General features: G+C 68.6%; 10 protein-coding genes and 2 tRNA genes. 8 read left to right on the top strand and 4 right to left on the bottom strand.

Annotated features, from left to right (window positions below; translation table 11 throughout):
• The first annotated feature begins 78 nt into the window (after positions 1-78).
• From gyrB to OG329_RS20505, 6 genes are all read left to right on the top strand, one after another.
• Positions 79-2,157 (top strand): DNA topoisomerase (ATP-hydrolyzing) subunit B, encoded by a 2,079-nt coding sequence (gene gyrB / locus OG329_RS20530; RefSeq protein WP_405797059.1) that lies wholly within the window; start codon positions 79-81, stop codon positions 2,155-2,157.
• 55 nt (positions 2,158-2,212) lie between these two features.
• On the top strand, positions 2,213-4,840 hold the full coding sequence (gyrA, locus tag OG329_RS20525) for a DNA gyrase subunit A (RefSeq protein WP_405797058.1): 2,628 nt from the start codon (positions 2,213-2,215) through the stop codon (positions 4,838-4,840).
• 88 nt (positions 4,841-4,928) lie between these two features.
• The gene (locus tag OG329_RS20520) at positions 4,929-5,603 is read left to right on the top strand and encodes a DUF3566 domain-containing protein (RefSeq protein WP_405797057.1); all 675 of its coding nucleotides are present in this window, start codon (positions 4,929-4,931) and stop codon (positions 5,601-5,603) included.
• A gap of 140 nt (positions 5,604-5,743) precedes the next feature.
• Positions 5,744-5,817: transfer RNA gene (locus OG329_RS20515), tRNA-Ile, on the top strand.
• Between the two features lie 182 nt (positions 5,818-5,999).
• Positions 6,000-6,134: a DLW-39 family protein gene (locus OG329_RS20510; protein ID WP_003958712.1), complete on the top strand. Its 135-nt coding sequence runs from the start codon at positions 6,000-6,002 to the stop codon at positions 6,132-6,134.
• Positions 6,135-6,408: 274 nt separating this feature from the next.
• Positions 6,409-7,731 (top strand): hypothetical protein, encoded by a 1,323-nt coding sequence (locus OG329_RS20505; protein WP_405797056.1) that lies wholly within the window; start codon positions 6,409-6,411, stop codon positions 7,729-7,731.
• 37 nt (positions 7,732-7,768) lie between these two features.
• Here the strand turns inward: OG329_RS20505 and OG329_RS20500 are convergent, their stop codons facing one another.
• Together OG329_RS20500 and OG329_RS20495 are read right to left on the bottom strand one after the other, a co-directional pair.
• Positions 7,769-9,265, bottom strand: coding sequence for a protein kinase domain-containing protein (locus OG329_RS20500; RefSeq protein WP_405797055.1), 1,497 nt, complete (start codon positions 9,263-9,265; stop codon positions 7,769-7,771).
• 74 nt (positions 9,266-9,339) lie between these two features.
• On the bottom strand, positions 9,340-9,888 hold the full coding sequence (locus OG329_RS20495) for a DNA-binding protein (RefSeq protein WP_356591231.1): 549 nt from the start codon (positions 9,886-9,888) through the stop codon (positions 9,340-9,342).
• Positions 9,889-10,068: 180 nt separating this feature from the next.
• Between OG329_RS20495 and OG329_RS20490 the strand changes: the two genes are divergently transcribed.
• Positions 10,069-10,141, top strand: a tRNA-Ala gene (locus OG329_RS20490).
• 62 nt (positions 10,142-10,203) lie between these two features.
• Here the strand turns inward: OG329_RS20490 and OG329_RS20485 are convergent.
• Both OG329_RS20485 and OG329_RS20480 read right to left on the bottom strand, forming a co-directional pair.
• Positions 10,204-11,310 carry a sensor histidine kinase gene (locus tag OG329_RS20485; RefSeq protein ID WP_405797052.1) on the bottom strand — a complete coding sequence of 369 codons (1,107 nt, stop codon included), beginning with the start codon at positions 11,308-11,310 and terminating at the stop codon, positions 10,204-10,206.
• On the bottom strand, positions 11,303-11,998 hold the full coding sequence (locus OG329_RS20480) for a response regulator transcription factor (RefSeq protein ID WP_405797050.1): 696 nt from the start codon (positions 11,996-11,998) through the stop codon (positions 11,303-11,305). The genes OG329_RS20485 and OG329_RS20480 overlap by 8 nt, the downstream gene beginning before the upstream one ends.
• Positions 11,999-12,155: 157 nt before the next feature.
• Between OG329_RS20480 and OG329_RS20475 the strand changes: the two genes are divergently transcribed.
• Positions 12,156-13,190, top strand: coding sequence for an endonuclease/exonuclease/phosphatase family protein (locus OG329_RS20475; RefSeq protein ID WP_405797049.1), 1,035 nt, complete (start codon positions 12,156-12,158; stop codon positions 13,188-13,190).
• The last annotated feature ends 134 nt before the right edge of the window (positions 13,191-13,324 follow it).

The raw sequence follows: 13,324 nt of genomic DNA, 5'->3' as shown, positions 1-13,324 counted from the left end.
GGACTCGCTTCCCAAGACTGTCAAACACTGTCGCAAGCCGAACGACGCAGCCGCTCCCGCCTGCCCGGAGAACGGCCTGTGCTGTGCCAGAAAGGGCGCTTCGTGGCCGATTCCGGCAACCCCAACGAGAAGACTCCGTCCGTAGCCACTGGTGAGAACGGCGAGGTGAACGCCTCGTACGACGCCAATGCCATCACGGTGCTGGAGGGCCTGGACGCGGTCCGTAAGCGTCCTGGCATGTACATCGGCTCCACCGGTGAACGTGGCCTTCATCACCTGGTGACCGAGGTCGTCGACAACTCCGTCGACGAGGCCCTGGCCGGGCACGCGGACACCATCGACGTCACGATCCTCCCCGACGGCGGCGTACGCGTGGTCGACAACGGCCGTGGCATCCCCGTGGGCATCGTCCCGTCCGAGGGCAAGCCGGCCGTCGAGGTCGTGCTGACGGTGCTGCACGCGGGCGGCAAGTTCGGCGGCGGCGGCTACTCCGTCTCCGGCGGTCTGCACGGCGTGGGTGTCTCCGTCGTGAACGCGCTGTCGACAAAGGTCGCCGTCGAGGTCAAGACCGACGGCTACCGCTGGACGCAGGACTACAAGCTCGGGGTGCCGACGGCGCCGCTGGCGCGCAACGAGGCGACGGACGAGACGGGGACGACGGTCACCTTCTGGGCCGACCCCGATGTCTTCGAGACGACCGAGTACTCCTTCGAGACGCTGTCGCGCCGCTTCCAGGAGATGGCCTTCCTCAACAAGGGCCTGACCCTGAAGCTGACCGACCAGCGCGAGTCGGCCAAGGCCGTCGTCGGCGCCGATGTCGCGGGCGCGGACTCGGCCGAGGCGACCGGCGAGGAGCCGGTGCGCTCGGTGACGTACTACTACGAAGGCGGCATCGTCGACTTCGTGAAGTACCTCAACTCCCGCAAGGGCGAGCTGATCCACCCCACGGTCATCGACATCGAGGCCGAGGACAAGGAGCGGATGCTCTCGGTGGAGATCGCGATGCAGTGGAACTCGCAGTACAGCGAGGGGGTGTACTCCTTCGCGAACACGATCCACACGCATGAGGGCGGTACGCACGAGGAGGGCTTCCGCGCGGCGATGACCGGCCTGGTCAACCGCTACGCGCGCGAGAAGAAGTTCCTGCGCGAGAAGGACGACAACCTGGCGGGCGAGGACATCCGCGAGGGTCTGACCGCGATCATCTCGGTGAAGCTGGGCGAGCCGCAGTTCGAGGGCCAGACGAAGACCAAACTCGGCAACACGGAGGCGAAGACCTTCGTACAGAAGATCGTGCATGAGCATCTGACGGACTGGTTCGACCGGCATCCCAATGAGGCCGCCGACATCATCCGTAAGTCGATCCAGGCCGCCACGGCCCGGGTCGCGGCCCGTAAGGCGCGGGATCTGACGCGTCGCAAGGGGCTGCTGGAGTCGGCGTCGCTGCCCGGCAAGCTGAGCGACTGCCAGTCGAACGACCCGGCCAAGTGCGAGATCTTCATCGTCGAGGGCGACTCGGCCGGCGGCAGCGCGAAGTCCGGCCGCAACCCGCAGTATCAGGCCATTCTGCCGATCCGCGGAAAGATCCTGAACGTCGAGAAGGCGCGGATCGACAAGATCCTCCAGAACACCGAGGTGCAGGCGCTGATCTCGGCGTTCGGCACCGGTGTGCACGAGGACTTCGACATCGAGAAGCTCCGCTATCACAAGATCATTCTGATGGCGGACGCCGACGTCGACGGCCAGCACATCAACACCCTCCTCCTGACGTTCCTCTTCCGCTTCATGCGCCCGCTGGTCGAGGCCGGTCACGTGTATCTGTCGCGTCCGCCGCTGTACAAGATCAAGTGGGGCCGGGACGACTTCGAGTACGCGTACTCCGACCGGGAGCGCGACGCCCTGGTGGAGCTGGGCAAGCAGAACGGCAAGCGGATCAAGGAAGACTCGATCCAGCGCTTCAAGGGCCTCGGCGAGATGAACGCCGAGGAGCTGCGCATCACGACGATGGACGTCGACCACCGGGTGCTCGGCCAGGTCACGCTCGACGACGCGGCGCAGGCCGACGACCTGTTCTCGGTGCTGATGGGTGAGGACGTCGAGGCGCGGCGCTCGTTCATCCAGCGCAACGCCAAGGACGTCCGCTTCCTCGACATCTGAGTCGGTCATCCGCCAACGACCGCTACGTAAAGGCCGAAAGGAACTTTGACCAGCAATGGCCGACGAGAACACTCCTGTGATGCCCGAAGAGGTGCCCGCCGTGGAAGGCGTGGGCATGCGTGTCGAGCCCGTGGGGCTCGAGACGGAGATGCAGCGCTCGTACCTCGACTACGCGATGTCCGTCATCGTGTCGCGCGCGCTGCCCGACGTACGGGACGGTCTGAAGCCCGTCCACCGCCGCGTGCTGTACGCGATGTACGACGGCGGGTACCGGCCCGAGAAGGGCTTCTACAAGTGCGCCCGCGTCGTCGGTGACGTGATGGGCACCTACCACCCGCACGGCGACTCCTCGATCTACGACGCGCTGGTGCGTCTCGCGCAGCCGTGGTCGATGCGGATGCCGCTGGTGGACTCCAACGGAAACTTCGGCTCTCCCGGCAACGACCCGGCCGCCGCCATGCGGTACACCGAGTGCAAGCTGATGCCGCTGTCCATGGAGATGCTGCGGGACATCGACGAGGAGACCGTCGACTTCACGGACAACTACGACGGCCGCAACCAGGAGCCGACGGTCCTGCCGGCGCGCTTTCCGAACCTGCTGATCAACGGATCGGCCGGTATCGCCGTCGGTATGGCCACCAACATCCCGCCGCACAACCTGCGGGAGGTCGCCGCGGGCGCGCAGTGGGCGCTGGAGCACCCGGACGCCTCGCACGAGGAGCTGCTGGACGCGCTGATCGAGCGCATCAAGGGTCCGGACTTCCCGTCCGGCGCGCTGGTCGTGGGCCGCCGGGGCATCGAGGAGGCGTACCGGACGGGCCGTGGCTCGATCACGATGCGCGCGGTCGTCGCGGTCGAGGAGATCCAGAACCGGCAGTGCCTGGTCGTCACGGAGCTGCCGTACCAGACCAACCCCGACAACCTCGCGCAGAAGATCGCCGACCTGGTGAAGGACGGCAAGGTCGGCGGCATCGCCGACGTCCGTGACGAGACGTCCTCGCGTACGGGTCAGCGCCTGGTGGTCGTGCTCAAGCGCGACGCGGTCGCCAAGGTCGTTCTGAACAACCTGTACAAGCACACCGACCTCCAGACGAACTTCGGCGCGAACATGCTGGCGCTGGTGGACGGTGTGCCGCGCACGCTGTCGATCGACGCGTTCATCCGGCACTGGGTGACCCACCAGATCGAGGTCATCGTCCGGCGTACGAAGTTCCGGCTGCGCAAGGCCGAGGAGCGCGCGCACATCCTGCGTGGTCTGCTCAAGGCGCTGGACGCGATCGACGAGGTCATCGCGCTGATCCGGCGCAGCGACACCGTCGAGATCGCGCGCGGCGGTCTGATGACGCTGCTGTCGATCGACGAGATCCAGGCGAACGCGATCCTGGAGATGCAGCTCCGCCGGCTGGCGGCGCTGGAGCGGCAGAAGATCGTCGCCGAGCACGACGAGCTCCAGGCGAAGATCAACGAGTACAACGCGATCCTCGCCTCGCCCGAGAGGCAGCGGCAGATCGTCAGCGAGGAACTGGCGGTGATCGTCGACAAGTTCGGTGACGACCGGCGTTCCAAGCTGGTGCCGTTCGACGGTGACATGTCCATCGAGGACCTGATCGCCGAGGAGGACATCGTCGTCACCATCTCGCGTGGCGGCTATGTGAAGCGTACGAAGACCGACGACTACCGCTCGCAGAAGCGCGGCGGCAAGGGCGTGCGCGGCACGAAGCTCAAGTCGGACGACATCGTGGACCACTTCTTCGTGTCCACGACGCACCACTGGCTGCTGTTCTTCACGAACAAGGGCCGGGTGTACCGGGCGAAGGCGTACGAGCTGCCCGACGCGGGAAGGGACGCGCGCGGCCAGCATGTGGCCAACCTGCTGGCCTTCCAGCCGGACGAGAAGATCGCGCAGATCCTCGCCGTACGGGACTACGAGGCGGCGCCGTATCTGGTGCTGGCCACGAAGGCCGGTCTGGTGAAGAAGACGTCTCTGAAGGATTACGACTCGCCTCGTTCCGGCGGTGTGATCGCGATCAATCTCCGTGAGACGGACTCGGGCGCGGACGACGAGCTGATCGGTGCCGAACTGGTGTCGGCCGAGGACGATCTGCTGCTCATCAGTAGGAAGGCGCAGTCGATCCGGTTCACCGCGACCGACGACGCGTTGCGTCCGATGGGGCGTGCGACATCGGGTGTGAAGGGGATGAGTTTCCGCGAAGGGGACGAACTGCTGTCGATGAATGTCGTCAGGCCCGGTACGTTCGTGTTCACTGCTACGGACGGCGGTTACGCGAAGCGGACCAACGTCGACGAGTATCGCGTTCAAGGACGTGGCGGCCTCGGTATCAAGGCCGCGAAGATCGTGGAGGACCGCGGGTCGCTGGTCGGCGCGCTGGTGGTGGAGGAGACGGACGAGATCCTTGCCATCACCCTGGGCGGCGGCGTGATTCGTACGCGAGTCAACGAAGTCAGGGAGACGGGCCGTGACACGATGGGTGTCCAACTGATCAACCTGGGCAAGCGCGATGCCGTCGTCGGCATCGCACGTAACGCCGAGGCCGGTCGTGAGGCCGAACAGGTCGAAGGAGTCGTCGGCGATGATGCCGGTGACGAACAGGCGACCGACGCGGCAGCGCCTGCCGAGGACGCTGAGGGCACCCAGCCCTCGGTAGCGGAGCACGAGGAGTAGAAGCGTGAGTGGAGCCACGGGCGCCGGATCGGCCGCTTCCGGAGCGAGCGGTGCCCGTGGCCCTGCCGCGGACTCCCAGGGGGTTACGGTGAGCGGCACCCGGGGGCAGCAGCCCCCTTTCGACTCGTACGGATCCGAGCAGCCGCAGCAGGCGGCGCAGCCGTACCACCCGCCACAGGCGTATCCGACGCCGCAGGGCGGGGGGACACAGGGCGGACAGCAGCGACCGGGCGCACAGCCGCCGCAGGGTCCGCCGCAGGTCCAGTTTCAGGGCCAAGGACAGGGGCAGGGCGTGGGGCCGGGTCAGCCGGGACAGACACAACAGGGCGGCGCCCGGCAGCCCACGGCGGCGGGCGTACGCCTGCCGCGCACGGGCGCGCGTACGTCACCGCGTACGCGAAAGGCGCGGCTGCGGGTGGCGAAGGCCGATCCGTGGTCGGTGATGAAGGTCAGCTTCCTGCTCTCCATCGCGCTGGGCGTGTGCACGGTCATCGCGGCGGCGGTGCTGTGGATGGTCATGGACGCGATGGGCGTGTTCTCGACGGTGGGCGGGACGATCAGCGAGGCGACGGGCTCGAACGAGAGCAACGGTTTCGACCTCCAGTCGTTCCTCTCGCTGCCGCGTGTGCTGATCTTCACGTCGGTGATCGCCGTGATCGATGTGGTGCTCGCGACGGCACTGGCGACGCTCGGATCGTTCATCTACAACCTGTCGGCGGGGTTCGTGGGCGGCGTCGAGTTGACGCTCGCCGAGGACGAGTAACCGGCCGGGCGCGAGGACCGGCGAGACGCCCTTCCACCAGGCTCGACAAGGGGTTGGACGGTGGAGGGGCGGCGAAGAGTGTGGCCCCGGTATCGATTTTGGGACTGGCCCTGGAGTGCGCTAATCTTCAGGGGCAGCGCGGGGCTATAGCTCAGTTGGTTAGAGCGCATCCCTGATAAGGATGAGGCCACAGGTTCAAATCCTGTTAGCCCCACAAGCGCCGATCCGCCCGGACAGAGAGCCTTCTGTCCGGGCGGATCGCTTTTTGCCGCGCGGGTGTTGACTGGTGGTTGTGGCCCCTGTTCCGGGGCGCATGTAGGTCACCGATCGGTATCGGCCGGTGTGTATAGTCGGGCGCCAGAAGGCCCCTAAGACAAGGAAAGACGAGGTAGCGCGGTGAAGAAGCTTCTCCTGGTCGCACTGGCCGCCATCGGCGGGCTCCTCGTGTACCGCCAGATCCAGGCGGATCGCGCCGAGCAGGATCTGTGGACGGAGGCGACCGACTCCGTGCCCGCAGGTTCGGGTGTGTGAGACCCAGTAGTCGGTTACGTGGGCCCCGGTCGCTGAGGCGACCGGGGCTCCGTGCTGTCGGCTTCGGTTTTGGCTGTGAGTTCGTGTGTGAGTTCGGCTGTGACTTCGCCTGCGCGAATGATTTGGTTGCTTTTGTGAAATTCCGGGCCCGGTGGGGGGGCCGGTCGAGGCGTACGGATCGGCTGCCCGCGCAGACAGGGGCGCGGCCGGCGGGGCAGGATGGGCGGGCAGTTGGTGGTGGGCGGCGGGGCCGCCGGACGACAAGGGGACGCGCGTGAAGAGGCTGCGCAGCAGGGGCCGGGTGGCGCTGGTCGCGGCGGCGGCGATGTGCGCGGTGGTGGCGCAGCCGGGGGTGTCGGGTCTGCCGGGACCGCCTGGGCTGGCCGGGACGGCTCGGGTGGCCGAGGGGCCGCGTCCGTACGCCTTCGACCCGGATGCCGGGCGGATCGAGGGCGGGACGAGTACCGGCGACGCGCGGCAGCTCGACGGCGGCTTCACGTACCGCGATTCGATCGAGCCGGGCCAGAAGCGCTTCTACCGACTGGAACTGGACGACGCGGAGAACGCGTACGTGTCGGCGACCGCCGTGCCCGAGCTGGGATCGCTGGTGGACTACGGCGACAGGATCACGGTCACGATGCAGGACGGCGACGGCGAGGACTGTGACTCCGCACAGGCCCGGGTCCCGCCGACGGCCGACTATCCGCAGCCGCTGACCACCTATGTGACCCGGACTCTCAGCGACAAGAAGTACAGGTCCTGCCGGGAGGCCGGTTCGTACTACGTGGTCGTGGAGCGGGAGTCGAAACCCACGTCCACGCAGGACGCTTGGGACCTGGAGCTGCGGTTTCTGTCCGAGCCGAAACTGACGAGCGCCGACCCCACCGAGGCGCCCGGAGACTGGTCGAGCAGCTCCCCCGGCCGGCCGTCCGGTGCTTCCCAGGCGCTGGCGGGAGGTGCCGGCTTCGCCACCGCCGCGAGCCTGGGCGACGGTGAGTGGACGGCGCCGATCCGGCCCGGTGAGTCGCTGTTCTACCGCGTGCCCGTCGACTGGGGGCAGCAGTTGTTCGCCGGCGCCGACCTGGGCGGTTCGGAGGGGACCGGCCTCGTCAGCGGGGCGATGTCCCTCGCCGTGTACAACCCGGCGAGAGGGCTCGTCGACAGCAACGCGTCCATGTCGTACAACGGCGAGCGGAAGTCGACGTCGACGGATCCGGCGCCGCCGGTGGACTACGCGAACCGCTTCAGCACCGCCGAACAAGCGAAGGCGATGCGCTTCGCGGGGTGGTACTACCTGCGGGTGAGCCTCAACCCCGAGGTGGGCGAGGAGTTCGGGCAGAAGGCGTACGACCTGACGCTGCGGGTGAAGGTCGACGGCACGGCGAAGGACGGGCCGGGGTACGACGGACCGGCCGAGGAGTTCAGTGTGTCGGACGAGAATCTGGAGCAGGCGGACGACGGGGAGACGCCGGTCGCCGCCGAGGACCGCGGCACCATGAAACTGGTCGCGGCGGGTGGGATCGGGACGGGGACGGTGTTGGTGCTGGGGCTCGGGGGATGGATGCTGCTGGCGCGGCGGCGGGAGGCGGGGCGGTAAGGGGGGGGGCGGCCTGCGTGCCTTCGCGGAAGGGCCGTCAGATCTGCGCGAGGGCCCAGAAACCCACGCCGAAGCAGACCAGCGCGAGCAGCAGGACCGGGATCGTCACCTTGGGTGGCGGTCCCGGTCGTTTGTGCGGGGTGGGGGCGGGAGCCGGGGCGGAGGCGGGGGCGTACGGAGCTGGTGGGTACTGGGTGGGAACCCCGGGCCGCTGAGCGGTGTATCTACGAGTGTGCGGCAGGTCGTGCGGCACCGACGTGGTGGGCGCCTGCGACAGATCGGGTGCCGCGGGGGAAGGAGACGTGAACGGATGCGCGGGCGCGGAGTAGGGAGCGACGGGCGGGGCCGGTTGCAACGGGTGCGGCCCGGAAGGGGGTTGGTACATCTGCTGTGGGCGAGGTGTCTGTGGCTGTTGGAGCGGTGGCTGTTGCTGGTCCGGGTAGGGCGATGGCGGGGGCGGGGGGAGGTGGAAGCTGCCGGTCTCCGACATGGAGGTCGGTGGGGCGGGCTGCGGCTGGTCGCCGGTGACTCCGCCCGTCAGCCCGCCGGTGACCCCGCCCGTGACTCCCCCGGTGACGGCGCCCGTGACGCCGCCCGTGTGCTGGTTTCCGTACGAGGGCGGCTGGGGGCCGTGCTGGTTCGGATCCGGGGCCGTGACGGGCCCGTCGGGGCCGAACGAGGCGGGAAGCGGCCCGAGTTGGTCGAAGACCTCGACGGGCTCGTCGTCCTCCGTCTGCTCGGGCAGCATCTCGGCGGCCGTCGTGAGCGCCTTGCGCGCCCCCGTGGCCGTACGGAACCGGGCGTCCGGATCCGGCTGGAGCAGTCCGGCGAGGACCTGCCACAGCGGCTCGGGAATCCCCTGCGGCGCGCCGGGGGTGCCGTGCGCGGTGAAGTACTCCACCAGGGCCTTGGCGTCCGGCTTCTGCCCCTCCAGCAGATAGAGCGCGACCAGGCCGACCGCGAAGAGGTCGGCGGGGAAGTCGGGCTCCGCGCCCATCATCTGCTCCGGCGCGAAATAACCGGGCGTGCCCACCACGTAGTTGGTCTCGGTCAGCCGTGGCTCTCCCTTGCGCATGGAGATCCCGAAGTCGGACAGCTTCAGATGCGGCCGGCCGGTCCCGGTGGCGTCCAGCAGTATGTTGGCGGGCTTGATGTCGCGGTGGACGACCCCCTCCGCGTGCACCGCCGCGAGACCGGCGAGCAACTGGTCGAGCAGGGTGCAGACGAAGCGCGGCGGCAGCGGCCCGTAGTCGCCGATCACATGGGCCAGTGATCCGCCGCTCACCAGGTCCATGGTGAACAGGACCTTGTCGTCGTCGGCGGCCCAGCTCGCCGGTGCCAGTACGTGGGGGTGATCGATCCGCAGGGCCTGCTCGCGTACGAAACGCAACAGGGTGTGCGCGTCGCTCTGCTGGAGGACCTTGGCCGCCACGTAGCGGCGGCGCCGGTGGTCCCAGGCACGCCAGACGGCGCCCACACCGCCACGTCCGATCGGGTCGACCAACTCGTACCGACCAGCGAAGACCTCACCCATTGCGCCGCGCTCGCTCCCAGTCGTCCTGTCCGGCGGACCGTCGCCCTCGCCCGGCCTGATCCAAAAGACACGCCCTAGTTCTGGTGCGCCTCGTAGTGCGCGACCGCCTCGGCGGTGCGCCCGGCCCCGTACACCCGGAGGAACTCTGCCAGTTCGGGGTGGCTCGGTGCGAGGGAGTCCGCCGCGTCGATGATGTCACCGGCGGCGGCGACGGACCGCAGCAACGACTGGATCTCGCGGACGACCCGCCGCACGGTCGGCGCGCCCGTGCTGTTCGTCGTCTGGCTGGTGGCGGTGAGGACGGAGCCGCCCTGCGACTTCTTGACCTCGTCCATCCGGGAGGTGGCCTCGGCGGCGCTGACACTGCCGTCGGCGACCTGCCCCGCCAGATCCTGGAGCGCCTGAACGCGCTGGACCACGGCGGGATTTCCGATCTTGGCGCGCTGGCCGCTCATCAACTGGGAGAGCATCGGGGCCGACAGACCGAGCACGGCGGCGAGCCTGGCCTGATTCAGCCCCAGGTCATCGATCAGCCGGCGGAAGAGTGCTCCCAGCGGCTCTCCGTACCAGCTCCGCTGGAGTTCCCTGGCTCTTGCTGTCGATTCCTGCTGTGCGGCGTCCATTCGCGTCTCCCCATCGCTTCCCCAGGCGGCAGCTTCGCTGCTGCGAACCTCTGGGGCATCCTACGGAGCGGGGTCGCGCATCGGGAGTCCCAATCCTTTTGCGAGATCACGGGGGACACCCGGTACTCTGGTCCCCGGCGCCCGCCGAGATGTCCTGCGGCGCCGGTGTACATCCCTTCCGGGGCCTTAGCTCAGTTGGTAGAGCGCTGTCTTTGCATGGCAGATGTCAGGGGTTCGACTCCCCTAGGCTCCACTTGTCCAGCCCCTTCGACCTGCGGAAACGCGGTTCGGAGGGGCTTTTCGCGTGCTGCTGTGTCAGCGCGGTGACAGCGACGGGGACCGCGTCCGGGCTGTCGCCGGCAGTTCCACGGTGATGCGGATCCCGCCGGCGGAGCGCGGGGTGAGGGTCAGTGTCCCGTCGTGCGCGTGGGTGATGCTCCTGACGATCGCCAGACCGAGGCCGACGCCCGCATGGTCGGTGCGTACGCGCCCGGTGCCGCGCTGAAACGGTTCGGTGAGTGTCGCCACCAGTTGTGGGGTGACCTTCTCGCCGGTGTTCTCGACGGTGAGCACCACACTTCCGGGGCGGAGGCTGGTCGTGACCCACACGGTGCCCTGTTCAGGCAGGTTGTGGACGATCGCGTTGTGCACGAGGTTCGTGGTCATCTGTAGCAGGAGCGCGTGTGAGCCGGTGGTGGGGGCCAGGTCGCCGGAGGTCTCGATGGTGACCCCGTGTTTCTCCGCGAGGGGCAGAAGCGTCTCGGTGGCGTCCTCCGCCGCGAGGGACAGGTCGACGTGTTCCCGGGTGAAGGACCGCTGGTTGGCGCGGCTGAGTAGGAGCATCGCTTCGGTGAGGTCGATCGCCCGGGTGTTGACGAAGTGGAGGCGGTCGACGAGTTCGCCGGTGTCGCGGTTCGGATCCTTGCGGGCCACGTCGAGAAGGGTCTGCGTGATCGCCAGTGGGGTGCGCAGTTCGTGGGAGGCGTTGGCCGCGAATCTCTGCTGTTCGGCGTCGTGTGCTTCGAGCCGCGCGAGCATCGCGTCGAAGGAGTCGGCCAGCTCGCGGAACTCGTCACTGCGGCCCTCCAGGTGGATTCGGTGGGAGAGCGATCCGTTCGTGGCCAGGCGGGTGGCATTGGCGATGCGCGTCAGGGGCGCGAGCATGCTGCCGGCGAGGAGCCAGCCTCCCAGGAGGCCGAAGACCAGCAGGAACGCCAGCGCCATGGCTGCCTTCGGGGCGAAGGCGGCCAGCAGGTCGGAGCGGTCGGGCATCATCAGCGGCGAGGGAGCGAGCGTGTCGGGTACGTAACGCAGCAGGAACAGCCATACGACGCCGAGCAGCAAGCCACCCGCGAGCATCAGGAACCCCGCGTAGCTGAGGGTGAGTTTGAGGCGGACACTCAGTCCGGGGGCCCTATCCACGCTCTCCGCCCCGCTGTTCGGTGCCGGGTGCCGAGTCGATGCGGTAGCCGACGCCGGCCACGGTGGCGATGACCCAGGGTTCGCCGAGGCGTTTGCGCAGTGCCGAGACGGTGATGCGTACGGCGTTGGTGAACGGGTCGGCGTTCTCGTCCCACGCCCGCTCCAGCATCTCCTCGGCGCTGACGACACCGCCTTCGGCGGCGACGAGGACTTCGAGCACGGCGAACTGTTTGCGGGTGAGCGCGACGTAGCGGCCGTCCCGGTAGACCTCGCGGCGGAACGGATCCAGCCGCAGACCCGCGATCTCTCGCACGGGTGGTCTGCTGTGGGCACGTCTGCGGTCGAGTGCTCTGAGTCTGAGGACGAGTTCTCGCAGGTCGAACGGTTTCGTGAGGTAGTCGTCGGCGCCCAGTCCGAACCCGGACGCCTTGTCGTCGAGCCGGTCGGCGGCGGTGAGCATCAGGATCGGCATGCCGCTGCCGGAGGCGACGATCCGTTTGGCGATCTCGTCACCGGACAGTCGGGGGACGTCGCGGTCGAGGACGGCGATGTCGTAGGCGTTGACGCTCAGCAGCTCCAGGGCGGTGTCGCCGTCACCCGCGATGTCGGACGCGATCGCCTCCAGGCGCAGGCCATCGCGGATGGCTTCTGCCATGTAGGGCTCGTCCTCGACGATCAGCACACGCATACGGTCGATGCTACGAGCCGGTGCATATCGTCGACATATCGAAAACCTCATACGTGCTGACAACACCACGCCGCCTTGACTACCGGCAGGACGCGACGGTGACCCGCGGTGACCGCGGCAGTGTCCGGCAGCGATCGGCAGCGAGCGAGGACAGACGATGACGCAGGTGGACACGGCGGCGACCGGACAGAGCGACGCCGACCACCGGAACACCGGCTCCGGCACGTGGCGCGCGGGCGTCCGCCGGGCGATCCGCGCCGGCTCCCGGCCGGGGCCCTGGAAGCGCGGTCCGGTGCTCGCGGCGCTGGCGCTGCTGCTCGGCCTGCTCATGCTGCTGCACGCGGAGATCCCGAACCGGACCAAGAACCTCGGCAGCCTGGTGGAGACGTTCCTGCCGTGGTTCGGGCTGTTGATCCCGGTGCTGCTGGCCGGGGCGCTGTGGCGGCGCTCCGCCTCCGCGGTCGTCGCGCTGCTGCTGCCGGTGGTGGTGTGGCTGAACCTCTTCGGGGGGCTGCTCGGCGACAAGTCCCACCCGGACGCCGATCTCACGGTGGTCAGCCACAATGTCGGCGCCGACAACCCCGACCCGGCCGGCACCGCCCGCGATCTGGCCGCCTCCGGTGCGGACGTGCTGGCGCTGGAGGAGCTGAGCGAGCAGGCCCGGGGCACGTACGAGAAGGAGCTGGCGCAGACGTACCCGTACCACACGGTGCAGGGCACGGTCGGGCTGTGGAGCAAGCTGCCGCTGTCGGACACCCGGCCGGTCGACGTCATGATGGCCCCGGTGCGGGCGCTGCGCACCACGGTGGCCACGGACCACGGGCCGCTGGCGGTGTATGTGGCCCACCTGGGGTCCGTACGCGTCAATCCCAGGGCGGGCCTTTCGACGGGGCAGAGGGACGGCGGCGCGTACGCGCTGGGCGAGGCCGTCGCCGCCGAGCGAAACGAGCGGGTGGTGCTGCTCGGCGATCTGAACGGCACCATGGACGACCGCGCGTTCGACGGCCTGACCTCGCGGATGCGCTCGGTCCAGGACACGGCCGGGGACGGCTTCGGCTTCAGTTGGCCGGCGACGTTCCCGGTGGCGCGGATCGATCAGATCCTGGTCAGGGGCGTGGAGCCGCGCAGCGCCTGGCTGCTGCCGGCCACCGGCAGCGACCACCTGCCGGTGGCGGCCGGAATCAATTGGTGAACGGGCCCGGTGGTGAACGGGCCATATCGTCGGCGTATCGAAAACCGCATACGTGCCGACAACACCGCGCTGCCTTGACTGGAGCCATGTCCTACAGCGAACCAGCCCGCCCAGCGGCCCAGACCCGAGAAGGC

It is taken from the genome of Streptomyces sp. NBC_01506 (assembly GCF_045040295.1).
GTDB lineage: Bacteria > Actinomycetota > Actinomycetes > Streptomycetales > Streptomycetaceae > Streptomyces.
This window is presented reverse-complemented; position numbering and strand designations above follow the sequence as displayed.

Excerpts from the sequence above, each read along its gene's own strand:
- gyrA (WP_405797058.1), top strand. The coding sequence starts at position 2,213 with ATGGCCGACGAGAACACTCCTGTGATGCCCGAAGAGGTGCCCGCCGTG.
- OG329_RS20500 (WP_405797055.1), bottom strand. The coding sequence starts at position 9,265 with ATGGGTGAGGTCTTCGCTGGTCGGTACGAGTTGGTCGACCCGATCGGA.
- OG329_RS20495 (WP_356591231.1), bottom strand. The coding sequence starts at position 9,888 with ATGGACGCCGCACAGCAGGAATCGACAGCAAGAGCCAGGGAACTCCAG.
- OG329_RS20480 (WP_405797050.1), bottom strand. The coding sequence starts at position 11,998 with ATGCGTGTGCTGATCGTCGAGGACGAGCCCTACATGGCAGAAGCCATC.
- OG329_RS20475 (WP_405797049.1), top strand. The coding sequence starts at position 12,156 with ATGACGCAGGTGGACACGGCGGCGACCGGACAGAGCGACGCCGACCAC.